Genomic DNA, 25,254 nt, shown 5'->3' on the forward strand with positions numbered 1-25,254 from the left:
GAAAATAAGACCTGTCTGAAAGCTGAGGGCGGGTTGATGCCTGTCTCCGTGACCCGGCAGCACCAGGAGCCGCGAGGAGCCGCGCGCATGCCCGCCTCGAAGAACATCCCTACGCGGCGCCGTTATAATCCGACACCATGCTCATCCGTTTCGATGCCGCCGACGCCCATTGGCGCCGCGCTCCCTTGCCCGTTCTCAGTCGCGACCAGAAAGACTGGCTCACGCGCGGTGGCTCGCTGACCGCGCATCTGCGCACGCTCGGCGTGGTGACGGTGCGCGTCACGCGCGAAGCCGTCGCGCAGCCGTGGGCGGACGAATCCGCCGCGCTCGGCGTCGATTCACGCGCACCGGTGTGGGTGCGGGAAGTGGTCTTGTCGGTCGACGGCACGCCGTTCGTCGCGGCGCACAGCATTGCGCGGCTGGCGGCGAGCGTCGGCGTCTGGCAGGCGATGCGCCGCTTGCGTACCCGCCCGCTGGCCGAGCTGCTCTACAGCGACAGCACCGTCGCGCGTTCGGCGCTGGTGAGCCGGCGGCTTACGGCGCGCCATCCGTTGTACCGGCTGGCGGCGCGGGAGATTGGCGAGGCGCATCCGCAAGCACTGGTCGCCCGGCGCTCGGTTTTCGAGCGCCACGGCGCGCCGCTGATGGTGACCGAATGCATGTTGCCCGCCATGTGGGCGCATCTGGCTGCGGCGTCGTCGGAGGCGCCGCACGAGCCGGCGCGGCCGCATCCCCGCGAACATGGACGGCCGCTCGAACACACGGTTTCGCGTGCCCATGCGCTGCCGCAGCAGGGGCGCGGCGGGTCGGGCTCATGACGTCATGACGCCGAAACGCTGCTTTCCACCGGTCGTCGACGCCAACACTCAAGTCCTCGTACTCGGCAGCCTGCCCGGCGAGGTCTCGCTGGCGCAATCTCAGTATTACGCGCATAAGCAGAACCGTTTTTGGCATCTGATCGGCGACGTGACGGGCGAGGATCTGCCCGGTCTCGACTATGCAACGCGGCTGCAGACGCTGTTGCGTCATCGCATCGGCTTATGGGACGTCGTCGCCGAGGCGCAGCGCGAGGGCAGCCTGGATAGCCGGATTCGCAACCACGCGAGCAACGATTTGCTGGCCCTGGTGGAATCGCTGCCGCATCTGGGCGCCGTCGCTTTCAACGGCGGTACGGCCACGCGGCTAGGTCTGCGGGCCTTGCGGGAGGCGGCCGGAAAGGTCGAATTCATCAGCCTGCCTTCGAGCAGCCCGGCTTACACGCTGGCGTATGCGGAGAAGCTCAAGGCGTGGCAGGTGCTGCGTAACTGGCTGGCCGAGCCGGGCGCGGGCGACACTCCGCGCACCCGCGCGGTTCGTTAGCGTCTCGCACGCTCGCCCTGGTGCATCGCTGACCGAACAAGCCGGACAAGCCCAACAAGCCCCGCCCGTTAGCCCCGCGCCCCAAACGATTCGCCGCGGCCCCGACCATGGCCAATGCTATGCTCTCGTTCGAACCAAAATGACGTCTCTCAAGCGACATCCCACATGACCAAACTGATCAAGCGTGCTTCCGCCGAAGCGCGTGCTTTCCGCAACAAACAGGCCGACGCCGGCGTCAATCCGAAGCTGCAAAAAATGACCCGCACGACGAAGCGTGCCGCACCCGACGACGATCTCGACGACGCCCCTCAAATCGAAGCCCCGCGCAAGCCGCGCTTTGCCCCGGTGACGTTCTCGGAAGAGAGCGGCGTGCGCTATCTGCATTTCGGCACGGAGTGGGTGCAAGGCGCGATGCGCTTGCGCAAGCCGGATCACATCGAGCTCGAATACGCCGAGCAGATGATGGCCTGGCTGCTTTTCCTCGAAACGCCGAAGCGCATCGTTCAGCTCGGTCTGGGCGCCGCGGCGCTGACCAAATTCGCGTATCGCTTTCTGACGCGTGCGAAGGTCGAAGCGGTGGAATTGAATCCGGCCGTGGTGATCGCGGCGCGCACGATGTTCGAGCTGCCGTATGACGACGCGCGTCTGACGGTGCACGAAATCGACGCGTGGGACTTCGTCAACGACCGCGCGAATCACGGCACGATCGGCGCGTTGCAGATCGACGTCTACGATGCGACGGCGCGCGGTCCGGTGCTCGATAGCGTCGCGTTCTACCGCGCCGTGCGCGCCTGCCTCGCCGATGCGGGCGTGGTGACGGTCAACCTGTTCGGCGATCATCCGAGCTTCGTGCGCAACATGAAGCGGCTGAACGAAGCCTTCGACGGCCGCGTGTTCGCGCTGCCCGAAGTACACGATGGCAATCGCGTAGCCATCGCGTTCTCGGGCCCCGCGCTCGAGGTGCCGTTCGCCACCTTGCAGGCGCGCGCCAAAGTGATCGAAGCGGAACTCGGCCTGCCGGCCCGCAAGTGGATCAAAGGCTTGCAGGAATCGACCGGGCAGCAAACCGGTTCGTTCCGGATCTAGGCACCCCGCGCCGCGCGACGATCTCCATCCGGCGGGCATTTCCTGCCCGCCGCGTCGTTCTTTCCTACGGTTTCCGGCATGGTCCCGCCTCGGGTCCACCCTGCTTGACCGTACCTTTGCGACTCCTATACTCTTTCATTGCTTTCGGACGTCCGTGGCCCATCCGCAGGACGGCCATGAGCCGTCGGGTCCGCCACCCGTCAATCACGGGACAAATCAATAAAAGGAAAGAGGAGACGTCATGGCTCACGACGCCACCGCGAACAAGGCCAGCCGCCGCTGGCTCTGGTTGCTGCTGCTTCCCTGGATCGCGATGATCTGGGTGCCGTCATACAACAAGGTGGAACCCCAGTTGTTCGATTTCCCGTTCTTTTACTGGTATCAGCTGTTGTGGGTGCTGATCAGCGCGGTCATCACGGCTCTGGTGTACTTCAAGACCAAACGGCGTTTGCCGGATAGCTCGCAAGGGGGCGCCCGATGAATCCCGTCGCCACCTTTGTCTTCGTTCTGTTCTTTATCGGCGTCACCATTCTCGGCTTCATTGCGGCTCACTGGCGGCGCGGCGATCTCGCGCACCTGGAGGAATGGGGCCTCGGCGGGCGGCGCTTCGGCACCATCGTCACATGGTTCCTGCTGGGCGGCGACCTGTACACCGCGTACACCTTCGTCGCGGTGCCCGCGCTGGTATTCGGCGCCGGCGCCACGGGCTTCTTCGCGCTGCCTTATACGATCCTGATCTATCCGTTTGCTTTTGTCGTGTTCCCGAAATTGTGGAGCATTGCGAAACGTCACGGCTACGTGACGTCGGCCGACTTCGTCAACGCCCGCTATGGCAGCAAGACGCTGGCTCTGGCCGTCGCGGTGACCGGTATCGTCGCCACCATGCCGTACATCGCGCTGCAACTGGTGGGTATCGAAGTGGTGATCGGCGCGCTCGGGTTCGACACGACGGGTTTCGTCGGCGATCTGCCGCTCATCATCGCCTTCGCGATTCTGGCTGCCTACACGTACACCTCGGGCCTGCGCGCGCCGGCCATGATCGCGGTCGTCAAGGACGTGCTGATCTACGTCACGATTGCCGCCGCGGTGATCGTGATTCCGCCGCAACTGGGCGGCTTTGGCCATATCTTCGGCGCGGTGCCGCCGGCCAAGCTGCTGCTCAAGGCGCCGGACGTGTCGAGCCTGAACGGCTATAGCGCCTACGCCACGCTCGCAGTGGGCTCGGCGCTCGCGCTGTTCCTTTATCCGCACTCGATTACCGCGGTGCTGTCGTCGAAATCGGGCAATACGATCCGCCGCAACATGGCCATGCTGCCGGCCTATTCGCTGGTGCTCGGCCTGCTTGCGCTGCTCGGCTTCATGGCGCTCGCGGCGGGCGTGAAGGACATGCCGGAGTACGCGCCGTACTTCAAGGCCTTCGGACCGAACTTCGCCGTGCCCGCGCTATTCCTGCACTTCTTCCCGTCGTGGTTCGTCGGCGTGGCGTTCGCGGCCATCGGCATCGGCGCGCTGGTGCCGGCGGCGATCATGTCGATTGCGGCGGCCAACCTGTACACACGCAACATCCACAAGGAGTTCATCAACCGCCATATGACCAACGAGCAGGAAACCAACATCGCCAAACTGGTTTCGCTGATCGTCAAGGTGGGGGCGGTGGCCTTCATTCTTGGCTTGCCGCTGACGTATGCAATCCAGTTGCAGTTGCTGGGCGGCATCTGGATCATCCAGACGCTGCCGGCTATCGTGCTTGGTCTGTACACGCGTGTGCTCGACTATCGCGGCCTGCTGCTCGGCTGGGCCGTCGGTATCGGCACCGGCACCTGGATGGCGGTTTCGCTGAAACTGGCCGGTTCGATCTTCACGATCCATCTGTTCGGCGTGGCGATTCCCGGTTATGCCGCGGTGTGGTCGCTGATCGTCAACCTGGTGGTGTCGGTGGTGGTGAGCCTGCTGGTGCGCGCGGTGGGTCTCAAGCACGCCGAAGACCGCACCAGTCCGGAAGATTATCTGGACGTGGTGGAAAGCTGACGGATCAGTCGTACCGTCGGCATTTCCGATGCTTCTCAAGCGCCCGCAACGAAAATTTGCGGGCGTTTTGCATTTTGGTGCAGGATAGGCGGATTGCCGCTCCCGTCCCGCGCGACCATGTCTTCAGCCGACTCCGAGTCCCATTCCGTGATGCCGCGCCGTACCCGCTTCGGGCGCGTCGTCCGGGCGGTCGTCTCGCCGTACTACCGTTACCGGCACGCCAAGCTGCTGCATAGCGTGCGGGTCGGCCTGGCAATGATCGTGTCGATTCTCGCCACCACGGGCATCGATATTCCGCATGGCATCTGGTCGTCGGTGACGCTGCTGGTGGTGATCGGCGGCTTGCAGCATCACGGCAACATCCGCAAGAAAGCGGCGGACCGGGCAGCGGGGACCTTGCTCGGCGCGTCCATCGGGCTCGTGCTCATCCTGCAGCAAAACCTGTTCGGCTCGCTCTGGCTCACTTATGTGCTGATGTCCATCGTGGCGGGCATCTGCGCGTGGTATGCCATCGGCAAGGCAGGCTATATCGGGTTGCTGACGGCGATCACCATGTGCATCGTGGCGGGCCATGGCGACAATCTGATCGACACCGGCCTGTGGCGCACGCTGAACGTGCTGATCGGCATTGTGATCGCGCTGGCGTTCTCATTTGCGCTGCCGCTGCACGCCACCTATTCGTGGCGCTATCTGCTCGCCGACAATCTGCGCGGCTGTGCGCGGATCTACACCCGTCTCGTGGATGGCGAACCATTCGACGCCGACGAACAGATCAAGACGTTTCTGGAACTGAATGCGCGGCTCGTGCAATTGCGCGGACTGATGCCATCCGTGGCGAAGGAGATCGAGGCGCCGGCGGCGAAACTCGAAGAGATTCAGCGCGTGCATCGCTCGGTGTTGAGTGCGCTGGAAATCATGGCGACCGGCGCGCTCGCACAGGCGGATGTGGCCGGCCGTGCGGCATTTGCACAGCAATGCGGGGCCGAGGCGCGCGCGGTGCGGGCCATGCTGCTGGCCATGGCGCGCGGCTTGCGCTTTGGCGGCGCGGCGCGCTTTCTCGCGCCCAAGGTGGTGCTGGCGTGTGTTCCCGGCGGCGCGTTCGCGCCGCACCTGGCGCCCGAATTGCAAGGGCCGTATTGGCTGGGGGAGCGGATGATCGAGCAGGTCGACCACTTGCGGGCCTTGCTGCTCGAAACGGAGCCGAACTGGAATATCGAGCGGCACGGCCCGCAACTTCAGAAAGCGGCGGACGCGCGGTGACCGGTTGAAACGCCGCGCGCTTAACACGCGGTTTTCCGCGCCGCCGAGCGCAGACGGAACAGCCGCCGCGCTTGATCGATTCGCGCTCAGTTCGTGTGGGGAAGGGTCACCATCCAGCCGATGCCAAACTTGTCCGTCAGCATACCGAAGCCCTGGCTCCAGAAGGTGGCCTGCCAGGGCATGTCGACCTTGCCGCCTTCGGCCAGCGCGTTAAAGAGCTTTTCGCCGTGAGCGGCGTCATTGGCCGTGAGCGACAGTTTGAAGCCATCGTGCGTGACGGTGTCGCTCATGCAGTTGTCGGACATCATCAGGACGGACGAGCCGATCTTCACCGAGGCATGCATCACCATGTTGTCGAACTTCGGATCGACCTGGCGGTTGGCGTCGGGCGGCGCGTCCTTATAGTGCAGCTTGAGCTGCACTTCGGCGCCGATTTTGTCGGTGTAGAACTGAATGGCCTGTTCGCAGCGGCCATCGAAAAATATATAAGACTGGATTTCCATCTTCGTCTCCTGTCGATCAGAGTGACGTTCTGGACGCCGCATCCGCCCACGCGAAAAAAACGACGCCACAGCGAACGATTGTAGTCGTCCGCTGTGGCGTCATTTGTGAAATCCGGTAAAGGTGAGGCGTGGCGGCGCGTCGCGGCCGTGTTGCTCGCCGCTCGCGCCGCGCCTCCCGCCAGCGCTTAACGCAGTTCTTCGATCAGCTTTTCCAGCTTGACTGCATCCGCGGCGAACGCGCGAATCCCTTCGGCGAGTTTTTCCGTGGCCATGGCTTCGTCGTTGACGAGGAAGCGGAAAGTCGATTCGTCCACCGCCACGCGTTCGATATTCGCACCCTGGCCCAGTTCCGGCGACAGCTTGCGCTCCACCTTGTCGGTGCTGTCCTGCAGTTTTTGCAGCAGATCCGGGCTGATCGTCAGCAGGTCGCAGCCCGCCAGTTCGAGCACCTGGCCCGGCGTGCGGAAGCTCGCGCCCATCACTTCGGTCTTGTAGCCGAACTTCTTGTAGTACGCGTAAATTCGGCGCACCGACTGCACGCCCGGATCGTTCGCGCCGCCGTCTTTCGCTTCATCCCACGCGCTGCCGGCGTTCTTCTTGTACCAGTCGTAGATGCGGCCCACGAACGGCGAGATCAGTTGCGCACCCGCTTCGGCACAGGCGGCGGCCTGGGCGAGCGAGAACAGCAGCGTCATGTTGCAGTGAATGCCTTCCTTCTGCAGTTGCTCGGCCGCGCGCACGCCTTCCCACGTGGACGCCAGTTTGATCAGGATGCGCTCGCGGCCGATGCCGGCGGCTTCGTACAGCTTGATCAGTTCGTGACCCTTGTCGATCGAGCCCTTGATGTCGAACGACAGGCGCGCGTCGACTTCGGTCGACACGCGGCCCGGGATGATCTTGAGGATTTCCGTGCCGAACGCGATCAGCAGGTTGTCGATAATCGCACCGACCGGCTTCGAGGCGTGATCGCGCACGGTTTTTTCGAGCAGCGGGCGATAGTCGTCCTTCTGCACGGCCTTGAGGATCAGCGACGGGTTGGTGGTCGCGTCCTGCGGCTTGTACTGGGCGAGTTGCTGGAAGTCACCGGTATCGGCGACGACGGTCGTGAATTGCTTGAGTTGATCGAGTGCGGTAGTCATGTCGAGCCTTCAAGGCGCACAGGCGCAATGGTCCAAAGGTGGAGGGTGCCGCAGAGGAAACCGGGCGGTTGCTCCTGCGGCAGCATTTCACGCTGCGGCACTTCCACGATTCTGCCGGGAAATGCCGCCCGATACTTCTATTCTATGGCGGATCGGTCGATGCGGCGTCGCCACTTGCCCGCGCCGGTCGGTTCTATCTCAGATGATGTCCGATTCCGCCTTCGCGCGGCGGTCATTCAGGCGCGCCGCGCGTTCAGCACGACTTGCGTCAACACGCCCGCCACCAGCCCCCAGAACGCCGAGCCGATCGACAGCAGCGTGAGGCCGGAGGCGGTCACCATGAAGGTGACCAGCGCCGCTTCGCGCTGCTTCAGGTCCTGCATGGCGTTGGCCAGCCCGCTCATGATCGAGCCGAACAGCGCGAGCGCCGCCACCGATACCACCAGCGCCTTGGGCAGCGAGGCGAACAGGGCAGCGATGGTGGCGCCGAAAATCCCGGCGATCAGGTAAAACACGCCACACCAGACGGCGGCGGTGTAGCGCTTGTTACGATCTTCATGGGCTTCCGGGCCTGTACAGATGGCTGCAGTTATCGCCGCAAGATTGATGCCGTGCGAGCCAAACGGCGCGAGCAGCAGCGAGGCGATGCCGGTCGTGGCGATCAGCGGGGCGGACGGCGTGGTGTAGCCGTCGGCGCGCAACACGGCGATGCCCGGCACATTCTGCGAGGCCATTGCCACCACGAAGAGCGGAATGCCGATGCTGACGATGGCCGCAACGGAAAACACAGGCACGGTCAGCACCGGATGCGCGAGCGCCACATGAAAGTGGCTGAAGTCGAGCAGGCCGAGGCCGCCGGCCACCGCCGTGCCGACGACGAGCGTCGTCACGATGGCATAGCGCGGCGCGAGGCGCTTGATGACGAGGTAGGTGAAGAACATCGCCAGCACCAGTGCGGTCTGGAATTGCGCCGCGCGGAAAATTTCGATGCCGATCTCGAACAGGATGCCCGCCAGCAGCGCGGAGGCGATGCCGGCCGGGATTTTCTTCATCAACGTATCGAACCAGCCGGTCAGGCCGACCACGGTCAGCAGCAGCGCGCAGACGATAAACGCGCCGATCGCTTCCGGATAGGCCACGTGCGCGAGCGACGTCACCAGCAGCGCCGCGCCCGGCGTCGACCAGGCAATCACGATCGGCGCGCGAAAGCGCAGCGACAGGCCGATGGTGCAAAGCGCCATGCCGACCGACAGCGCCCAGATCCACGAGGAAATCTGCGCGTCGGACAGATGCGCCGCCTGACCCGCCTGGAACATCAGCACGAGCGAGCTGGTGTAGCCCGTCATCATCGCGACGAAGCCGGCCACGACCGCCGACAGGGACGTATCCGCGAACGGCCGAAGACGCGCCGGCGGCGCGGCGGAAGGGGACAGCTCGGGCGACGAAGGGGAGCTCATGCAGAAGGTCTCAGGGTTTTGTGTGTAGCGGTATGTGAGCCAGCTTATTTTCCAGACTTATTTTCCAGACTTATTTTCGAACTTATTTGCTCAAGGCGCGCATCGCTGTTTCCAGGCCGGCAAGCGTGAGAGGATACATCCGATGCCCGAGCACTTCGCGGATCACCGAGACCGATTGCCGGTATTCCCATAGCCCTTCGGGCTCGGGATTGAGCCACGCGTGCCGCGGGAAGTGGTCCGCGAGACGCCGCAGCCACACCGCGCCCGCCTCGGGATTGTTGTATTCCACCGAGCCGCCCGGCTGCAGCACTTCGTAGGGACTCATGGTGGCGTCGCCGACGAAGATCAGCTTGTATTCCGGCGTAAACTTGTGCAGCACATCCCACGTGGGCATGCGTTCCGCATGACGGCGCCGGTTGTTCTTCCACAGGAAGTCGTACACGCAGTTGTGGAAGTAGTAGAACTCGAGATGCTTGAATTCGGCCTTGGCGGCCGAGAACAGCTCTTCGGTGCGTTTGATGTGGTCGTCCATCGAGCCGCCCACGTCGAGCAGCATCAGCACTTTCACGTTGTTGTGCCGCTCGGGCACCATCTTCAGATCGAGCCAGCCGGCGTTGGCCGCGGTGCTGCGGATCGTGTCGGGCAGGTCGAGCTCGTCGGCGGCGCCTTCGCGCGCGAAGCGGCGCAGCCGCCGCAGCGCCACCTTGATGTTGCGCGTGCCGATTTCCACCTGGTCGTCGTAGTCGCGATAGGCGCGTGCTTCCCACACCTTCACACCGGTGCGGTTGCCGCCGGCCTCGCCGCCAATGCGGATGCCCTCCGGGTTATAGCCGCCGTTGCCGAAGGGCGAGGTGCCGCCCGTGCCGATCCAGCGGTTGCCGCCTTCATGGCGGTCCTTCTGTTCGTCGAACAGTTCCTTGAGGCGCTCCATCAGCTTGTCGAGGCCGCCCATTGCTTCGATCTGCGCTTTTTCTTCCGGCGACAAATCGCGCTGCAATTTTTTCTTCAGCCAGTCGAGCGGTACGTCGAGCGCGAGATCGGACCTGGCGGCCACGCCATTGAAATACGCGCCGAAAGCCTGGTCGAACTTGTCGAAATACTGCTCGTCTTTCACCAGCGTGAGACGGGCGAGGTAGTAGAACTCGTCGAGCGACGGCGCGATCACGCTCGCTTTCAGCGCTTCGAGCAGCGTCAGGTACTCCTTCACGGAGACGGGCAACTTCGCCGCGCGCAACGAATAAAAGAAGTCGATCAGCATGCGGGTTCCTCAACTCTACTTAAGCGCACCCGGCGCATTCAGCGTATCTGACGCAGTGGCCGGCGCGCTTGCGTATGGCGAGTGCTTCGTCACCGAGACGCGCGCACTCCGTTCAACGGTTGTTGCGGTTCATGAAAATGAGCCGCTCGAACAGGCTTACGTCCTGTTCGTTCTTCAGCAGCGCGCCATGCAGCGGGGGAATGATCTGCTTTTGATCCGACGAGCGCAGCGCTTCGGGCGGAATGTCCTCGGCCAGCAGGAGCTTCAACCAGTCGAGCAGTTCCGACGTGGACGGTTTCTTCTTCAGGCCCGAGACGTTGCGCAGTTCGAAGAAGCTCGCCATCGCCGCGCTCAGCAGGTCTTTCTTGATGGTGGGGAAATGCACCTCGACGATCTGCTGCATCGTCACCGGGTCGGGGAACTTGATGTAGTGGAAGAAGCAGCGGCGCAGGAACGCGTCCGGCAATTCCTTCTCGTTGTTCGAGGTGATGATGACGAGCGGGCGGTGTTTCGCGCGCACCAGTTCGTGCGTCTCGTAGACGTAGAACTCCATGCGGTCGAGTTCGCGCAGCAGGTCGTTGGGGAATTCGATGTCGGCCTTGTCGATCTCGTCGATCAGCAGCACGGTCTGCTGCTCCGCTTCGAAGGCCTGCCACAGCACGCCCTTGACGATGTAGTTGCGGATGTCCTTGACGCGTTCGTCGCCGAGTTGCGAGTCGCGCAGACGCGACACCGCGTCGTATTCGTACAGGCCCTGCTGCGCCTTGGTGGTGGACTTGATATGCCACTGCATGAGCGGCATGCCGAGCGCCGCCGCCACTTCCTCGGCGAGCATGGTTTTGCCGGTGCCGGGCTCGCCTTTGATGAGCAGCGGCCGTTGCAGGGTCATCGCGGCGTTGACCGCGAGCTTGAGGTCGTCGGTGGCGACGTACTGCGCTGAGCCTTCGAAACGCATGGCGAGACGCTCGTTCGGGGAAAAATTCCAGTATAAGTCAGAAGCCCTGTTGGGCTGAATCGCGCTGGCGTATGGTGTCATCCGCACCGGCTGGCGGGGCGCGGTCCGGTGGGCGGGCAGCGCGCCATGGCCGGCGGCGAGCGGGGAGGCGCACCGGGCCGCGCCTCCCGCCCGGTGGACGCCCGCAATAGCGTCGCGGTACAATTAGCCCGATTTTTTTGGCCTGCGTGGTAACCCTAGAAGAAGAATGGTGCAGGCTGTTGCCTTTGGGCGCCCGTTTCCCCTCAAGCCAGGTTACATGCTATGAATAAATTCGTCGGCAAACACGTTGTAATCGCTGCGCTGTCGGTGCTAGCGGGCTACGCGGCCAGTGCCCAGGCAGCGGATGTCGTCGGCAACGCCAAGGCAGGCCAGGGCAAGGTTTCAATGTGTATTGGCTGTCACGGCATTCCCGAATACCGCACGGCCTACCCCGAGGTCTACCGGGTGCCGGTGCTGGGCGGTCAGAATCAGGCGTATCTCGAGAACGCGTTGCACGAATACAAGAAGGGCGACCGTCACTTCGAGACGATGCACGCCATTACCGCTTCGCTGTCCGATCAGGACATTGCCGACATTGCGGCGTACTACGCGGCGCAGACCCCCGCTTCGAAAAGCAATCCCGATAAGTAAATCGGCTGCGGTCATCCATCCAGTCTTATTACTTTCGCGGGACAGGAGAATTCATGAAGAAGCCTCAACTGGCACTCCATACGATGTTCAAGGCTGTCTGCGCAGCGGCGGCATGTCTCGGTCTGGCCGCAAACGTGGCGCATGCCGCCGATGCCGGCAACGGCAAGGTGCTGGCCGACGCGCACAACTGCGCGGCCTGCCACGGCGTCAACCTCAACAAGCCGGTGAGCCCGGAATATCCGAAGCTCGCGGGCCAGCATGCCGATTACATCTATTGGGCGCTGCGCCAGTATCAGATGGGCAACGGCAACCCGCACTTCGGCCGCAACAACGCGATCATGCAGGCGCAGGTGCAAAGCCTCTCGCAGGGCGATATGAAGGACATCGCCGCGTATGTCGAGTCGCTGAGCGGCGACCTGGTGCAGAAGAAATAAGCGCCGCGCCCAAGCCGCGTGGCACGTCGCTTTAGGCGGCGTCGATATGCAAACACCCCGCCTTGGCGGGGTGTTTCGTTTTGGGGTGAACCCTGATGCGTGACGCTGACGCCGCGCTGAGCGGACGGCGCGTCAATCGCGTGAGGCGCGCCGTTCGATGCGTTGCAGATACGCGTCGGTGTCCGGCGGCGTGCCGGTGCGTTGTGCTTCCCACAGGGTTTCCCCGAGGCACTCCATGATGGCGTGCTGCGCGTCGTGCGGCGAGCCGAGGCGGGCGGCCAGGCGCTCGTGGGCCGCGCGAATGCCGGGCGGCTGGTCGATCGACAGTTGCTCGCTGATCGCCAGATGCATCGACAGATGCAGGAACGGGTTGGTCTGGCCGCGTTCGGGCGAGTAGTCCTGCGCGGACGCGGCCTCGGTGTTGGCCAGTTCGCCATGATATTCGGGGTGCTCGACGATCCAGTCGGCGGCGATGGCCTCCAGCGGTGTCAGGATCGTGCCCTCGTGCTGCTTGCGCCAGGTCTCGGTGAAAAAACTTCGGACTTCGTCGCGGCTGGGATTGAACATCGTGCAGTGGAAGCAGTGTTGGATGGTGCGAAAACGTGCGCGCGTGCGGGAAGCAGCGAGGTATTCAACGATGCCAAGGGCAAACCCTGGGCGCGACGACAAGCGATTATTTTACGCCGGGGGGCGAGGCCTTGCCGACGCGCGGCATAAGGGAGGTCCGCTGCGAGCCGCACGGAGCACGGAGCACGGAGCACGGAGCACACGGCACACGGCACACGGCACACGGCACACGGCACACGGCACACGGCGCTAAAGCCTTCCTGCGGGAACCCGCCTTGATAACTCAAAGATCAGGCGCCGGCGTCTTCGGCCTGAACTCGCACAGCGGTTCGATCACGCAATGCCAGCATTCGGGCCGGCGCGCCTTGCACACATAACGGCCGTGCAGGATCAGCCAGTGATGCGCATCCTGGCGGAACTCGGCGGGCGTGAATTTCTCCAGCGCCGCTTCAACCGTGCGCACGTCTTTGCCGGGCGCGAGGCCGGTTCGATTCGCAACCCGAAAGATATGCGTGTCGACCGCGATGGTGGGATGCCCGAAGGCCGTGTTCAGCACCACGTTGGCCGTTTTGCGGCCGACCCCCGGCAGGCTTTCTAGCGCCTCGCGGTCGTCCGGCACCTCGCCGCCGTATTGATCGAGCAGGATCCGGCAGGTCGCGATGACGTTCTTCGCCTTGGTCCGATAGAGGCCGATGGTCTTGATGTAGTCGGCGACGCCTTCTTCGCCGAGCGCGAAAACCTGCTTCGGCGTATTCGCCACCGGGAACATCTTGCGCATTGCTTTGTTGACCGAAACGTCGGTGGCTTGCGCCGACAGCATCACCGCAATCAGGAGTTCGAACGGTGTGGTGTATTCGAGTTCGGTTGTCGGATGGGGGTTGAGGCTCTGAAGCGTCTCGTAGATGGCGCGGCGTTTGTTCGCGTTCATACCGGGGCGGGAGGGGTCAGGGTTTGGGCGCGCGAGGCGTGGCGGGGGCTTCGGCGGCGGCTGGCTGTTGATCGGTGGCATCGGTGGCGCCGGCGGCTGCCTCGATGCCGAGGCGCCGGCGACGTGCCTCCGCGGCATCGATCTGGGCCTGCACGTCGGCGCTCACGCGTTTCGTGTTTTGCGGACCGGCGCCTTTGGCAGCCAGTTCAGCCTTCTTTTGACGCGCGCGGTCGAGCGCGGCCTGGATGATTGCGCGTTTTTTGGCTTCGGCGTCGTCGGCGGCGGGCGCGGTGGCGGCAGGTGAGCGCGCGTCTGCGGAGGCCGCGCTCGTGTCGGTTGCGATAGCAGTAGCGGCACTCTCATGGGCCATGCCGCTACTGCTATTGGCCGCCCGCCGCGCCGCCACGCGTGCTTCCGCGGCATTGCGTTCGCGTGCGAGCCGCGCCTCGCGTCGATCGTGATGGGCGCGGGCCGCGTTCGCCTGCGCGGCGGTCCACGCTTCCCAGCCGGTCGCCGCGCCAGTGACCGGCAGCATGGCGATGCAATCCACCGGGCAGGGCGCGACGCACAGATCGCAACCGGTGCATAGCGCCTCGATCACCGTGTGCATCTGTTTCGGAGCGCCAAGGATCGCGTCTACCGGACACGCTTGCATGCATAGCGTGCAACCGATGCACAGGCTCTCGTCGATCACCGCCAGTGGCCGCGGCCGTTCGACGCCATTCTCCGGATTGAGCGGGATGACCGGCTTGCCGAGCAGGGCGGCCAGGCGCGCCACGCCTTCGGCGCCGCCCGGCGGGCATTGGTTGTAGTTGGCCGTGCCGGCGGCTACTGCTTCGGCGTAGGGCCGGCATGCTGCATAGCCGCACTTGGTACATTGAGTCTGGGGAAGCAGATCTTCGATGCGCTCTGCGAGTGTTCTGGAATCGGTCACGGTCACGACGGTGAGGCTTGCCGGCAGGCCGCTTGCGCTGCCCGGCGGCAGACGGGCGCAGCTCGGATTGGCTGGCTCCATCTGGCGTAGGGGAAATAGCACATTATCGCCGATTTCCCCGATTGCGATTGCCAAACCATGTGCCATAATCGAAGCGCTTTTTTCGAAAGACCGCAGAAGGGTGTCCCCCAACCATGGCGCGCCCGCTAACGCTGCCGGTGCAAAGGCCAAGGAGAGGCCGGCGGCGCGATCCGGATAACGCGGCTCACGATGATGCCACCATGAATCAGCCGAAAATCAAAAGAGATCCTGAAGGCACCCGGCGCCGTATTCTGCTCGCGGCCGCTGAGGAATTTGCAAATGGTGGGTTGTTCGGCGCACGCGTCGACCAGATCGCCCGCCGCGCAGAAACCAATGAACGCATGCTCTATTACTACTTCGGGAGTAAGGAGCAGCTATTCACGGCGGTGCTCGAGCACGCCTTTGGCGCGTTGAACGAGGCGGAGCGCACGCTGGAATTGAACGGCATAGCGCCGGTCGAGGCCATTACGCGTCTTGCGCATTTTGTGTGGGACTACTACCGGGATCATCCCGAGTTGTTGCGTCTCATCAACAACGAGAATCTGCACGAGGCGCGCTATATGCAGAAGTCCACGCGCATTCGGGAAATGATCTCGCCCATTGTTGCGACGCTAGGCAGCATCCTCGAGCGCGGCCAGCGCGCGGGACTGTTCCGCACCAACGTCGACCCGTTGCGCTTTTATGTCACGCTCTCGGGCATGGGCTACTACATTGTGTCGAATCGCTTCACGCTGGAGGCCACCCTCGGGCGCGATTTCAGCACGGCGTCCGAGCGCAGCGAAATCGTGCAGATGAACACCGAGTTGCTGCTCGCGTATCTGCTCAGACGCTAGACCCGGCTAGACCCGTTGCGTTGCGTCCGGTCGGTTAAAAGCTAAGGGCAACCAGGTATCTGACCCAGGCATTTGACGCCACGCCGCCCGATCTGGCGGCAGGAAGCGAATGATTGGAGTGCGCGCCGTGCAGATCACCCCTGCACGCGTTGCCGCTCGCCTCTGCTCGCGTCGCCTCGCTCAAACGACAACGGCCCCCGCAGGGGCCGTTGTCGTTTGAGCATTCGAGATTCGATCCCGCTACCACCACTTGCACAACGACGACCCGTTTCGAGCCGAGCGTCGTCGTGCGAAGTGGCGTGGCTCAGGCTTCGACTTTCTCTTTCGCGGCCTTGGGCGCCTTGTTGTGCGCGAGGATGAAGTCGCGCAATTGCGGATAAATGATGGTGCGCCAGCGACGACCGGAGAAAATGCCGTAGTGGCCGCATTTTTCCGCGGTGAAATGCTGCTTGTGTTCGGCCGGAATGCCGCTGCACAGATCCTGCGCGGCGCGGGTCTGACCGTCGCCCGAAATGTCGTCGAGCTCGCCTTCGATCGTGAAGAGGGCGGTCTTCTTGATGTCCTGCGGCCGCACGCGCTCGCCCGCCACGTCCCAGGTGCCTTCGGCCAGGCGGAATTCCTGGAAGACCACGCGGATCGTGTCGAGGTAGTAATCGGCGTCCATGTCGAGCACGGCGTTGTACTCGTCGTAGAAGCGGCGGTGGGCTTCGGCGTCTTCTTCGTCGCCGGCTAGCAGACTCTGGTAATAGTCCCAGTGCGAAGCCGCGTGGCGCTCCGGATTCATCGCCACAAAACCCGTGTGCTGCAGGAAGCCCGGGTAAACCTTGCGGCCCACGCCCGGATAGTTCGGCGGCACCGTGTAGATCACGTTGTTGTCGAACCATTCGAACGAGTGTTGCGTGGCGAGCGAATTGACCGAGGTCGGGCTCTTCCGCGCGTCGATCGGGCCGCCCATCATCGTCATGGTGCGCGGCGTTTCTTCACCGCGGCTCGCCATCAGCGAAATGGCGGCGAGCACCGGCACGGTCGGCTGGCACACCGAGATCACGTGCAGATCCTTCGCGCCGATATGGCGGATGAATTCCTGGATGTAAGCCACGTAATCGTCGAGATGGAACTCGCCTTCCGCGAGCGGCACCATGCGCGCGTCGATCCAGTCGGTGATGTACACCTTGTGGTCTTGCAGCAGCGTGCGCACCGTGTCGCGCAACAGCGTGGCGTGGTGGCCCGACAGCGGCGCGCACACCAGCACCACCGGCTCGTCTTTCAATTGGGTAACAGCCGCGCTGTCGTCGGCGAAACGCTTGAAACGCAGCAGACGGCAAAACGGCTTTTCGACGATCGTCTGTTCGATGATCGGGATGTTATGACCATCTTTAACGATCTGGTGCAGATTGAATTCGGGCTTTTCGTAGTCTTTGCCGAGCCGGTAAAGCAATTCGTAGCCGGCGGAAAGACGGGTGGCGCCCGGAACATAGGCAAGCGGGCTGGCCGGATTCGCGAAGGACTTCGACGCGGCTTGGGCCCAGGCGGTCAGCGGGCTGAGCAGAGCCCGCTGAAATTCGTGCAGTTGATAGAGCATGGGTGCTCCGGCGTTGGGGCGATTCGCATGGGGCTGCGCAAAAACGCGTATCGCGTTGTGGCGGCCGTTGTGGTTGTAGGCGCTTGATTATCGGCCAAGAGTCTCAGTTGATGATATCGGACAAAGGGGATTTGTGCAATGCAGCAACCTGAGGCCTCCCGGCAGCTAAAACGTCATTAAATCATGGTACGGGCGATGTTGCTGCGCCGCTATCCGGGGTTGCCGCAGGGTCAAGTTCGACCGGATCCGTGCCGTTATGCGCGGGTTGTCCCGCCGCCTTGGCGATCTCCTGTTCGTGCTTCATCAGGTTCAAACCGGTGTGGACCAGCGCCACGTGCGAAAACGCCTGCGGGAAATTGCCGACGAGACGCTTCGCTGTCGGATCGTATTCCTCGGCGAGCAGGCCGACGTCGTTGGCGAGTCCGAGCAGCCGTTCATACATCGCCTCGGCTTCCTCGACGCGCCCTTGCATGGCGAGGTTGTCGACCATCCAGAAGCTGCAGGCAAGGAAAGTGCCTTCGCCGGGCGGCAGACCGTCGTTGAATTCCGTGGTGCGGTAACGCATCACGAAGCCGTCGTGCAGCAGATATTTTTCGGTGGCGGCGAGCGTGCCGATCACGCGCGGGTCCGATGGTGGCAGAAAGCCCACCTGCGGCAATAGCAGCACGCTGGCGTCGAGTTCGTCGCCGCCGTAGATCTGCGTGAAGGCGTTGAGTGTCGGATTCCAGCTTTTCTCGCAGACCTGCGCGTGAATCTGCTCGCGAATCTCGCGCCAATGGTCGATGGGCCCCGGCAAATTGAACGATTCAGCCGATTTGATCGCACGGTCGAACGCCACCCAGGCCATCACCTTCGAGAAGGTGAAATGCTGGCGGCCACCGCGCGTTTCCCAGATGCCTTCGTCGGGCTCCTGCCAGATGGATTCGAGGTGCTCGAGCATTTCGCACTGCACGTTCCAGGTGGTGTCGTCCGCTGCCAGGCCGCCGATACGCGCAAGGTGCAGTGCGTTCATCACTTCGCCGTACACGTCGAGCTGCAGCTGGCCGGCGGCGTTGTTGCCGATCCGCACGGGCTTCGCGCCCTGGTAGCCGTCGAGCCAGTCGAGTTCGAACTCCGGCAGGCGGCGCTCGCCGCTGATGCCGTACATGATCTGCAACTGCTCGGGCGCGCCGGCCATCACGCGGGCGAGCCAGCTGCGCCACGCGCGCGCTTCGTCGAAATAGCCGCCGCGCATCATGGCGAGCAGCGTGATGGTGGCGTCGCGCAGCCAGCAATAGCGATAGTCCCAGTTGCGCGTGCCGCCCAGCTGCTCGGGCAGCGAGGTGGTGGGCGCCGCCACGATGCCGCCGGTCGGCTCATAGGCGAGCGCCTTGAGGGTGATCAGCGAGCGGCGGATCGGCCCGGCATATTTGCCTTCCACCGTGCTGCGCGCCGACCACTCGCGCCAGTGGTTCTCGGTACGCGCGAGCGCGGTGTGCGGGTCGCGGCCCGGCGGAATGCGCAAATGCGACGGCGAATAGGCGAGCGCAAACGGCACCCGTTCGCCAGGCGACACGGTGAATTCGGCGACCGTGTGCATGTTCTCGCCGCGCAGTTCGACCGGCGTGCGCAGCACGGCCGTGTCCGGCCCGACGATCGCCTTGATGCCGCTGTCGTGTTTCAGGCGGCTGACCCACGGAATCGAGAAACCGTAGTCGAAGCGCAGCACCAGTTCCATCTTCATGCGCACGGTGCCGCGCCGGCCCACCACGATGCGGACCAGTTCCGACCAGCCGTTGCCGGGCGGCATGAAATCGATCACCGTGACCACGCCTTCTTCGGTTTCGAAATCGGTTTCGAGGATCAGCGTTTCGCCGCGATAGCGGCGGGTGGTTTTCGCGGGCTTGTCGGATACGGGAGAGAGCAGCCAGCGGCCGTTCTTTTCGTTGCCGAGGAGTGCGGCGAAGCACGCGCCGGAGTCGAAGCGGGGCCAGCAGAGCCAGTCGACGGAACCGTCGCGGGAGATCAGGGCGGCGGTGTGGCCGTCGCCGACGAGGGCATAGTCTTCGATAAGTGCGGGCATAGGGGACTGGGGTAAGCGAAATGAACGGGGCGTGGCGGGCGCTTCAGGCGCGCCTGCAACGTCCCGGGACGTTGTTACTACCGGACCCGCGCCATGCCGTTTGGTTCAGGCCGCGTGAGGGCCGGTTGCGGGACAAACCTGCAACAGGCTCCGGTAAGGGTTCCAGCACATGCGTGGCGACTTCGCATTGGCAATTTGAGATAGCGCTGCCTACAATCGGATTTTTGGATGATGGGCGAGGAGCTGGCCGCAGACGGTGCGAGGCCGCTTCATCGTGCACGCGAATGCTGTTTTCGAGGACGAAAGCCATGCTGAACCCGTCGAAATCCGATTGCATCACCATTCTCTCGGCCGCCAGCGAACTCGCTGACGACTCCATGCTGCCGCTCGATGCCGGCCGCCTTGGCCTGTCCCGCAACGGGATGCAGGCCGCCGCGTCCTTCCTGATCGAGCGCGCCTGCTTCAAGCGCTATCGCGAGGGTGAAGGCCATTATGCCGTCGGCGGCCTGTCGCTGCAGGGAAGACTGCGCCTCGATCAACTTGCCAACGGCTAGGCTGCGCGGGCATCGCCGGGCAACTGGCGGCGCCGCCATCGGCTCGCCATCTTCACGTCATCCGGCGTGGCCGGCGCGCGCCTGACGATCCTGTCCTGCCTGACGGTTGCCTTGCATTCGCTCCGCCATTTGCCATGAGGCGTTTGCCGTCTATAGCACGTGGCGTGCCGCGCAAACCCCGGCATGCGGCTTGAACCGTCCGTGGCCGTCGCTCGTGCCGCTCAAAAATGCGACGAACTCATCCCGAAGATGCCGATCACGCCAATGACGATCAGATACACCGCGACGATGTAATTCAACAGGCGCGGCATCACGAGAATGAGAATGCCGGCGATCAGCGAGACGATCGGGCCGAGACTGAAAGTGATGTTCATTGAAACTCCGGGTGACAGGACGGCAGTGAGAGCGTTTTGACCGGATAGTGTGATCCGGCTCAACGCCTGGCTTCTATCTTCTATACTTGCGCCGATAACTAAAAACGATCCAAATCGCGTTGCAGACCAGCGACACCATCCAATCCGAATAATCGATGTCCAGGAGGTCGACATGCATCGTAGTGCCAAAGCCGCCGCAAGCGCCGAGTCCCAGCCCTCACTTCAGCCCCTTCGGAAGACCGCATTCGCGCAGTCACCCCGGTCTGCCGGTTCGATAATAAAAGGTTTAGTTCTCATGGTCTCAATAGCGGCTACCCAGGCGTTCGCTCAGGATGCCGGCCCGGCACCGGCCGACGGTGTCTACGACATGATCGTCGGCACCTATACGGGCGGCAAGAGCGAAGGCATCTACGTGTATCACTTCGATACGAAGACGGGCGAGGCCACGCGCGTCTCGGTGGCGCAGACGGTCAATCCGTCGTATGTGGTGGTGAGCAGCGACCGCCGCCACGTTTATTCGGTCAACGAACTGCCCGGCGACAACGGCCCGGCCTCGCAGCGCGGTGGTATCAGCGCGTTTGGCTTCGATCCGGCGAGCGGCCAGCTGACCTTTCTCAACAAGGTGTCGGCCGAGGGCAACGACCCGTGCTATCTGAAGATTTCACCGGACGGCAAATATCTGCTGACGGCGAACTATTCGGTGGCGGCGGACCCCGGCGGCAGCTTCGCGGTCTTCCCGCTGCAGGCCGACGGCCAGGTGGGGCAGGCGGTGTTGACCGTGCATCACGAAGGCGGCGGTCCGGTGAAGGGACGTCAGGACAACTCGCATGTGCATTCGACAGTGTTCTCGCCGGACGGCCAGTATCTGTTCGCGCAGGATCTCGGCGCCGACAAGCTGTATTCGTACCGCTACACGCCCGATGGCAGCCGCGGCCTGTTCGGTCCGACCGAGTGGCGCTATACGGACGTGAAGGCGGGCAGCGGTCCGCGTCACCTGGTGTTCGGACCTGACGGCAAGTACGCGTATCTGACGAGCGAACTGGCGGCGAGCGTCACCACGTTCCGTTACGACGACGGCAAGCTCACGCAGTTGCAGGTGTCGCCGCTGACCGAGCCGCATTTCAAGGGGCAGGTGGGGGCGGCGGCAATCCATCTGTCGCCGGACGGGCGGTTCCTCTACGCGACCAACCGTGGCGACGCGAACGAGATCGTGATCTTTGCCGTCGATCAGGCCAACGGCCATCTGAAACTGGTGGGACGTCAGTCCACGCTCGGCAAGTCGCCGCGTGAGTTTGCCATCGATCCGACCGGCAACTGGCTGATCGTCGGCAATCAGTTGAGCGACACCGCGTATGTGTTCCGGCGCGATCAGCAGACCGGCCTGCTCGAAGCGAATCCGAAAGAGATCGAGATCGGTTCGCCGGTCGATTTCAAGTGGGTGTCGCCGTCTTGAGGCGCTTGCGTTTCCTGAGTTGCCGGAATTCTTGAGCCGGTAGAAAAATGGGCCTCGGCGCATGCCTGCCGCCGAGGCCCATTTCATTTGACGCAGCAGTTTGCGCTTATTCGGCCGGTCCCGGCGCCAGCACTTCGCGGCTGCCGTTGATGCCCATCGACGACACCAGCCCCGCCGCCTCCATCTGCTCGACCAGTCGCGCCGCCCGGTTGTAGCCGATGCGCAATTGCCGCTGCACCGACGAGATCGACGCGCGCCGTGTGCGCACCACGAAGGCGACGGCTTCGTCGTAGAGTGGATCGGCTTCGGCATCCGGCGCGTCGCCGAACAGGTCCTGGGCCGCGCCTTCGGCGGTGGGGCCGTCGAGAATGCCTTCCTCGTATTGCGGCTCGCCGAACTGCTTCAGATATTCGACGATGCGGTGCACTTCCTCGTCGGCGACGAACGCGCCGTGCACGCGCTGCGGATAGCCGGTGCCCGGCGGCAGGAACAGCATGTCGCCCTGGCCGAGCAGCGACTCGGCGCCCATCTGATCGAGAATCGTGCGCGAGTCGATTTTCGACGACACCTGGAAGGCGACGCGTGTCGGGATGTTGGCCTTGATAAGGCCGGTGATCACGTCCACCGACGGACGCTGCGTGGCGAGAATCAGATGGATGCCGGCGGCGCGCGCTTTCTGCGCGAGACGCGCAATCAGTTCTTCGATCTTCTTGCCCGCGACCATCATCAGATCGGCCAGCTCATCGATCACGACCACGATCAGCGGCAGCGGCGCGAGCGGCTCGGGCGCTTCGGGCGTCAGCGAAAACGGATTGCCGAGCTTCTTGCCGGCGGCTTGCGCGTCGCGGATTTTCTGGTTGAAACCCGCGAGGTTACGCACGCCCACCGCCGACATCAGCCGGTAGCGCTTCTCCATTTCGCCGACGCACCAGTTGAGCGCGTTGGCGGCCAGTTTCATATCGGTGACGACCGGCGCGAGCAGATGCGGAATGCCTTCGTACACCGACAGTTCCAGCATCTTCGGATCGATCATGATCAGCCGCACTTCTTCGGGCGTCGCCTTGTAGAGCAGCGACACGATCATAGCGTTGATCGCCACCGACTTGCCCGAGCCGGTGGTGCCGGCCACCAGCATGTGCGGCGCCTTGGCGAGATCGGCGACCACCGGATGACCGGTGATGTCCTTGCCCATCGCCAGCGTGAGCATGGAGTGCGAGTGCTGATAGACGTTCGCCTCGAGGATCTCCGACAGGCGGATGGTCTGGCGCTTGGCATTCGGCAACTCGAGGCCCATGCAGGTCTTGCCGGGAATCGTTTCGACCACGCGGATCGACGTGAGGCCGAGGCCGCGCGACAGGTCCTTCATCAGCCCGACGATCTGGCTGCCGCGCACGCCGAGCGCCGGCTCGACTTCGAAGCGCGTGATGACCGGGCCGGCGGAGGCGCCTACCACGGTCACCGGCACTTTGAATTCCTGCAGGCGCTGTTCGATCAACTGGCCGGTTTCGGCGAGGTGCTGTTCGGAGACCGGTTCGACGTCGGTGTCGGCGCGGGCCAGCAGGTCGAGCGTCGGCAGTTCGACCGTCGACGCAGCGGGCGCGCGGAATTCGAAGACCGTCGGCGCATGGCCACGGACGGGCGTGCGCGGGGCGACGGGTTCGTTGGCCGGCTCGCTGCGCGACGGGGCGAGGGACGCGAGGGACGCCTCGTTTTGCGGGGCGGTGTTTGTGCCGGGTGGGATCGCGCGGGTGGCGTCGTCGGCGCTTTCGGTGTTTGCGTCGTTGTTGGCTTCGTCGTCGCGGTCGTCGCGTTCGGCGCGTTCGTCGAATGCCGGCGCAGCGGCTGCAGCGGCGTGTACGGCGGCGATGTGGCCGCGCGAGGCGTCGTATTCTTCTTCGCCGTCGCTGGTTTGCAGCGGTTCGCGCGCGGCGTGGGCGTCGGAATTCGCGATAGGTGTTGCGGCAAAGCTGGGGAAGCGCACAACGTTAGACGGCGGCGCGATGGGCGCGTCGACTGGCGTGGCCGGTTCGGTCTGGCCGTGTGCCGGGAATGGCGTCACATCCGGGGCGAGGCTCGGCTCGGGTTCGCTGTAGGGCGATGCGTTGTCTTCCGTGGCTGCATGTAAAGGCGCGGCGGCTGCCGACGAGGCATGAATCGCAGCGATGGAGTCAGCGTCCTCAGCTTCGGCTTCCCACGGCGCGACGGTTTTCTCGATGACGAGGTCGGCCGCCGGTGCATACGTCTCGACGATCGGTTCGAAGCGGGGCAGGGGGGCTTCGTGTGCCTGTTCGACCACGGGATGCAACGACGTGTCGGGCTCTGCAGTGACATCGCCTGATGGCGCGAAAGGCACGGACGGCGCTGCGGCGGCATGTTGAGCGTCGCCCGGTCCTTGCGCTGCTGGAGGAGTTGGCGCATCCGCCGCAGCCGGTGTCTCAGTCGTGATCCGGTTCGTCTCGGACCCGGCATGCCGGGCGAGGCTGGCGCCCGCGATGCTGGTCCAGCGCGCCGCGTTCTCTTCGATGCTGCGCAGCGTGTCCTGCACGCTGGCGGGCGGTGTGGCGCGCTCGGTCGATGCGGGCGGCCGCGAATAACTCGGCGGCCGCGAACCGTCGCTGGCCGGACGGCGCTGTGTGTGCGTCGGCGTCCGTGCCTGCGCCGCCTCGATGACTGGCCGTTGTGGCTGGACCGGCGCGGCGGGCGGCGCGTGGCGCGCAACCGTGGGCGAAACACCCGGGCGTGCTGGCGGGGCGATGGGCTGAATCGATGGCGCACGGTTTGCTGCCGTTGCAACCCCATTTGCATTTGCAGCCGCAGCCGCAGTTGCAACCGCCGCAGCGTCGCGCGCTGTCGCCGATTCACGCAGCCATCCCGCCGCTGCAACCGGTTCAGCCGACGCCCGCGCAGCGCCCTTGTCGAGCGCGGTGCTGGAATGTTGCGCCGGCGTCTGTCCCTGTCCGCCGCCTTGCCGAACCGGTGCAATGACCCGCGTCTGTCCTGCGCCATGAAGCGGGGCCGCCTGACCGCGCGTCGCCGGATTCCTCGCCTGCCAACCCGCGCCGCCCGATGTGGCCGCACCACGCGCGCCGCTGCCGCCCAGCGCGTCCTTGCCCAAAGCATCTTTCGCAGCGGCCAGGCCGGCCGTACCTGCGGCAGCGGCCGCACCGCGCGTCGCTGCCGGCGGCCGCCACACGGTCGGCCGTGCGTAGCGGCCTTTGGCTTTCGGCGCCATCGGATTAACCGGGGTCGATGCATACGGCGGCAGCGAATCGTCGACGGTGCTGCGCCGGCGCGCATCTTCATCGCGCCTCGCCAGTCCACGGTTCAGCCCGAGCCCGAGGCCGAACGCGCCGTCGGCCCACTGCGCGACGCGGCTCCAGCGAAATTCGAGCAGCCACGGCAGGCTCAACAGCAGCAGCGCCAGCATCACGAGCGGCGTGCCGACATGCCCCAGCAGCCTGCCGAAGCCGACCGCCAGCAGATGCCCGAAGCCATCGACGCCCACCATCCCGAGCAGCGACGCCTCCAGCGTGCAACTCGCCACGAGGACGCAGACGAATCCCAGCCACAGGCGGATGGTGCCCGGCCCGCGCAGGCCGACGCCGCCTGGCAGCACAGACTTCACGAGACGCCACAAAAGATGGAGGAACCAGACGGCTGACCCGCCGAACCAGCCGAAAACTACCGTGTGCATGCTAGACATCAACGAATGACGGATCCGCGAAAACGCAATCC

General features: G+C 64.2%; 23 protein-coding genes. 11 read left to right on the forward strand and 12 right to left on the reverse strand.

Going from position 1 to position 25,254, the window contains the following annotated elements; genetic code table 11:
- Window positions 1-137: 137 nt before the first annotated feature.
- From FQ755_RS29075 to FQ755_RS29100, 6 genes are all read left to right on the forward strand, one after another.
- The gene (locus tag FQ755_RS29075) at window positions 138-818 is read left to right on the forward strand and encodes a chorismate--pyruvate lyase family protein (protein ID WP_144159026.1); all 681 of its coding nucleotides are present in this window, start codon (window positions 138-140) and stop codon (window positions 816-818) included.
- 4 nt (window positions 819-822) lie between these two features.
- On the forward strand, window positions 823-1,359 hold the full coding sequence (locus FQ755_RS29080) for a DNA-deoxyinosine glycosylase (protein WP_144159029.1): 537 nt from the start codon (window positions 823-825) through the stop codon (window positions 1,357-1,359).
- Between the two features lie 165 nt (window positions 1,360-1,524).
- On the forward strand, window positions 1,525-2,445 hold the full coding sequence (locus tag FQ755_RS29085) for a spermidine synthase (protein ID WP_144159032.1): 921 nt from the start codon (window positions 1,525-1,527) through the stop codon (window positions 2,443-2,445).
- Between the two features lie 241 nt (window positions 2,446-2,686).
- Window positions 2,687-2,926 carry a DUF3311 domain-containing protein gene (locus FQ755_RS29090; protein WP_144159035.1) on the forward strand — a complete coding sequence of 80 codons (240 nt, stop codon included), beginning with the start codon at window positions 2,687-2,689 and terminating at the stop codon, window positions 2,924-2,926.
- Window positions 2,923-4,473 (forward strand): monocarboxylate uptake permease MctP, encoded by a 1,551-nt coding sequence (gene mctP, locus FQ755_RS29095; RefSeq protein WP_144159038.1) that lies wholly within the window; start codon window positions 2,923-2,925, stop codon window positions 4,471-4,473. Before FQ755_RS29090 ends, mctP begins: the two co-directional genes overlap by 4 nt.
- Before the next feature lie 117 nt (window positions 4,474-4,590).
- A complete protein-coding gene (locus tag FQ755_RS29100) occupies window positions 4,591-5,733 on the forward strand; it encodes an FUSC family protein (protein ID WP_144159041.1) in 1,143 nt (380 codons plus the stop codon).
- An 86-nt stretch (window positions 5,734-5,819) separates the two neighbouring features.
- Here FQ755_RS29100 and FQ755_RS29105 read toward each other — a convergent pair whose 3' ends face one another.
- The 5 genes from FQ755_RS29105 to FQ755_RS29125 all read right to left on the reverse strand — a co-directional run bounded on the left by FQ755_RS29105 (window position 5,820) and on the right by FQ755_RS29125 (window position 11,045).
- On the reverse strand, window positions 5,820-6,236 hold the full coding sequence (locus FQ755_RS29105; RefSeq protein WP_144159044.1) for a VOC family protein: 417 nt from the start codon (window positions 6,234-6,236) through the stop codon (window positions 5,820-5,822).
- A 185-nt stretch (window positions 6,237-6,421) separates the two neighbouring features.
- The gene (tal, locus tag FQ755_RS29110) at window positions 6,422-7,375 is read right to left on the reverse strand and encodes a transaldolase (protein WP_144159047.1); all 954 of its coding nucleotides are present in this window, start codon (window positions 7,373-7,375) and stop codon (window positions 6,422-6,424) included.
- A gap of 236 nt (window positions 7,376-7,611) precedes the next feature.
- Window positions 7,612-8,832 (reverse strand): benzoate/H(+) symporter BenE family transporter, encoded by a 1,221-nt coding sequence (locus FQ755_RS29115; protein WP_144159050.1) that lies wholly within the window; start codon window positions 8,830-8,832, stop codon window positions 7,612-7,614.
- 82 nt (window positions 8,833-8,914) lie between these two features.
- Window positions 8,915-10,090: a vWA domain-containing protein gene (locus FQ755_RS29120; protein ID WP_144159054.1), complete on the reverse strand. Its 1,176-nt coding sequence runs from the start codon at window positions 10,088-10,090 to the stop codon at window positions 8,915-8,917.
- A gap of 112 nt (window positions 10,091-10,202) precedes the next feature.
- Window positions 10,203-11,045 (reverse strand): AAA family ATPase, encoded by an 843-nt coding sequence (locus FQ755_RS29125; RefSeq protein WP_144159057.1) that lies wholly within the window; start codon window positions 11,043-11,045, stop codon window positions 10,203-10,205.
- Between the two features lie 303 nt (window positions 11,046-11,348).
- Between FQ755_RS29125 and FQ755_RS29130 the strand changes: the two genes are divergently transcribed.
- Both FQ755_RS29130 and FQ755_RS29135 read left to right on the forward strand, forming a co-directional pair.
- Window positions 11,349-11,717, forward strand: coding sequence for a c-type cytochrome (locus tag FQ755_RS29130; protein ID WP_144159060.1), 369 nt, complete (start codon window positions 11,349-11,351; stop codon window positions 11,715-11,717).
- Window positions 11,718-11,770: 53 nt separating this feature from the next.
- Window positions 11,771-12,151, forward strand: a complete 381-nt coding sequence (locus FQ755_RS29135; RefSeq protein WP_144159063.1) for a c-type cytochrome — start codon at window positions 11,771-11,773, stop codon at window positions 12,149-12,151.
- A 132-nt stretch (window positions 12,152-12,283) separates the two neighbouring features.
- Here the strand turns inward: FQ755_RS29135 and FQ755_RS29140 are convergent, their stop codons facing one another.
- From FQ755_RS29140 to rsxB, 3 genes are all read right to left on the reverse strand, one after another.
- On the reverse strand, window positions 12,284-12,718 hold the full coding sequence (locus FQ755_RS29140; protein WP_144159066.1) for a DUF1841 family protein: 435 nt from the start codon (window positions 12,716-12,718) through the stop codon (window positions 12,284-12,286).
- 283 nt (window positions 12,719-13,001) lie between these two features.
- A complete protein-coding gene (gene nth / locus FQ755_RS29145; RefSeq protein WP_144159069.1) occupies window positions 13,002-13,646 on the reverse strand; it encodes an endonuclease III in 645 nt (214 codons plus the stop codon).
- Between the two features lie 16 nt (window positions 13,647-13,662).
- Window positions 13,663-14,586, reverse strand: a complete 924-nt coding sequence (rsxB, locus tag FQ755_RS29150) for an electron transport complex subunit RsxB (RefSeq protein WP_186308691.1) — start codon at window positions 14,584-14,586, stop codon at window positions 13,663-13,665.
- A 275-nt stretch (window positions 14,587-14,861) separates the two neighbouring features.
- On the opposite strand from rsxB, the gene FQ755_RS29155 reads away from it, so the two are divergent.
- On the forward strand, window positions 14,862-15,494 hold the full coding sequence (locus FQ755_RS29155; protein ID WP_144159072.1) for a TetR/AcrR family transcriptional regulator: 633 nt from the start codon (window positions 14,862-14,864) through the stop codon (window positions 15,492-15,494).
- Between the two features lie 304 nt (window positions 15,495-15,798).
- On the opposite strand, the gene FQ755_RS29160 is transcribed toward FQ755_RS29155, so the two are convergent.
- Together FQ755_RS29160 and FQ755_RS29165 are read right to left on the reverse strand one after the other, a co-directional pair.
- A complete protein-coding gene (locus FQ755_RS29160; RefSeq protein WP_144159075.1) occupies window positions 15,799-17,076 on the reverse strand; it encodes a polyhydroxyalkanoate depolymerase in 1,278 nt (425 codons plus the stop codon).
- A gap of 181 nt (window positions 17,077-17,257) precedes the next feature.
- Entirely contained in the window at window positions 17,258-19,138 is a 1,881-nt protein-coding gene (locus FQ755_RS29165; protein WP_144159078.1) for a glycoside hydrolase family 15 protein, read from the reverse strand.
- A gap of 308 nt (window positions 19,139-19,446) precedes the next feature.
- Between FQ755_RS29165 and FQ755_RS29170 the strand changes: the two genes are divergently transcribed.
- Window positions 19,447-19,692, forward strand: coding sequence for a hypothetical protein (locus FQ755_RS29170; protein WP_144159081.1), 246 nt, complete (start codon window positions 19,447-19,449; stop codon window positions 19,690-19,692).
- Window positions 19,693-19,913: 221 nt separating this feature from the next.
- Here the strand turns inward: FQ755_RS29170 and FQ755_RS29175 are convergent, their stop codons facing one another.
- Window positions 19,914-20,066 (reverse strand): DUF3096 domain-containing protein, encoded by a 153-nt coding sequence (locus tag FQ755_RS29175; protein ID WP_144159085.1) that lies wholly within the window; start codon window positions 20,064-20,066, stop codon window positions 19,914-19,916.
- Window positions 20,067-20,361: 295 nt separating this feature from the next.
- Between FQ755_RS29175 and FQ755_RS29180 the strand changes: the two genes are divergently transcribed.
- Entirely contained in the window at window positions 20,362-21,519 is a 1,158-nt protein-coding gene (locus tag FQ755_RS29180) for a lactonase family protein (protein ID WP_144159088.1), read from the forward strand.
- Window positions 21,520-21,625: 106 nt separating this feature from the next.
- On the opposite strand, the gene FQ755_RS29185 is transcribed toward FQ755_RS29180, so the two are convergent.
- The gene (locus FQ755_RS29185) at window positions 21,626-25,213 is read right to left on the reverse strand and encodes a DNA translocase FtsK (RefSeq protein ID WP_144159091.1); all 3,588 of its coding nucleotides are present in this window, start codon (window positions 25,211-25,213) and stop codon (window positions 21,626-21,628) included.
- Window positions 25,214-25,254: the final 41 nt, after the last annotated feature.

It is taken from the genome of Paraburkholderia sp. BCC1885, from assembly GCF_900996235.1.
Taxonomy (GTDB): Bacteria; Pseudomonadota; Gammaproteobacteria; order Burkholderiales; family Burkholderiaceae; genus Paraburkholderia.

Coding starts and splice junctions, on each gene's coding strand:
- FQ755_RS29125 (WP_144159057.1), bottom strand. CDS start 11,045: ATGCGTTTCGAAGGCTCAGCGCAGTACGTCGCCACCGACGACCTCAAG.
- FQ755_RS29155 (WP_144159072.1), top strand. CDS start 14,862: ATGAATCAGCCGAAAATCAAAAGAGATCCTGAAGGCACCCGGCGCCGT.
- FQ755_RS29165 (WP_144159078.1), bottom strand. CDS start 19,138: ATGCCCGCACTTATCGAAGACTATGCCCTCGTCGGCGACGGCCACACC.
- nth (WP_144159069.1), bottom strand. CDS start 13,646: ATGAACGCGAACAAACGCCGCGCCATCTACGAGACGCTTCAGAGCCTC.
- FQ755_RS29090 (WP_144159035.1), top strand. CDS start 2,687: ATGGCTCACGACGCCACCGCGAACAAGGCCAGCCGCCGCTGGCTCTGG.
- FQ755_RS29075 (WP_144159026.1), top strand. CDS start 138: ATGCTCATCCGTTTCGATGCCGCCGACGCCCATTGGCGCCGCGCTCCC.
- FQ755_RS29180 (WP_144159088.1), top strand. CDS start 20,362: ATGGTCTCAATAGCGGCTACCCAGGCGTTCGCTCAGGATGCCGGCCCG.
- FQ755_RS29120 (WP_144159054.1), bottom strand. CDS start 10,090: ATGCTGATCGACTTCTTTTATTCGTTGCGCGCGGCGAAGTTGCCCGTC.
- FQ755_RS29160 (WP_144159075.1), bottom strand. CDS start 17,076: ATGCTCTATCAACTGCACGAATTTCAGCGGGCTCTGCTCAGCCCGCTG.
- tal (WP_144159047.1), bottom strand. CDS start 7,375: ATGACTACCGCACTCGATCAACTCAAGCAATTCACGACCGTCGTCGCC.
- FQ755_RS29140 (WP_144159066.1), bottom strand. CDS start 12,718: ATGTTCAATCCCAGCCGCGACGAAGTCCGAAGTTTTTTCACCGAGACC.
- FQ755_RS29185 (WP_144159091.1), bottom strand. CDS start 25,213: ATGCACACGGTAGTTTTCGGCTGGTTCGGCGGGTCAGCCGTCTGGTTC.
- FQ755_RS29105 (WP_144159044.1), bottom strand. CDS start 6,236: ATGGAAATCCAGTCTTATATATTTTTCGATGGCCGCTGCGAACAGGCC.
- FQ755_RS29175 (WP_144159085.1), bottom strand. CDS start 20,066: ATGAACATCACTTTCAGTCTCGGCCCGATCGTCTCGCTGATCGCCGGC.
- FQ755_RS29085 (WP_144159032.1), top strand. CDS start 1,525: ATGACCAAACTGATCAAGCGTGCTTCCGCCGAAGCGCGTGCTTTCCGC.
- FQ755_RS29100 (WP_144159041.1), top strand. CDS start 4,591: ATGTCTTCAGCCGACTCCGAGTCCCATTCCGTGATGCCGCGCCGTACC.
- FQ755_RS29080 (WP_144159029.1), top strand. CDS start 823: ATGACGCCGAAACGCTGCTTTCCACCGGTCGTCGACGCCAACACTCAA.
- mctP (WP_144159038.1), top strand. CDS start 2,923: ATGAATCCCGTCGCCACCTTTGTCTTCGTTCTGTTCTTTATCGGCGTC.
- FQ755_RS29170 (WP_144159081.1), top strand. CDS start 19,447: ATGCTGAACCCGTCGAAATCCGATTGCATCACCATTCTCTCGGCCGCC.
- FQ755_RS29115 (WP_144159050.1), bottom strand. CDS start 8,832: ATGAGCTCCCCTTCGTCGCCCGAGCTGTCCCCTTCCGCCGCGCCGCCG.
- FQ755_RS29130 (WP_144159060.1), top strand. CDS start 11,349: ATGAATAAATTCGTCGGCAAACACGTTGTAATCGCTGCGCTGTCGGTG.
- FQ755_RS29135 (WP_144159063.1), top strand. CDS start 11,771: ATGAAGAAGCCTCAACTGGCACTCCATACGATGTTCAAGGCTGTCTGC.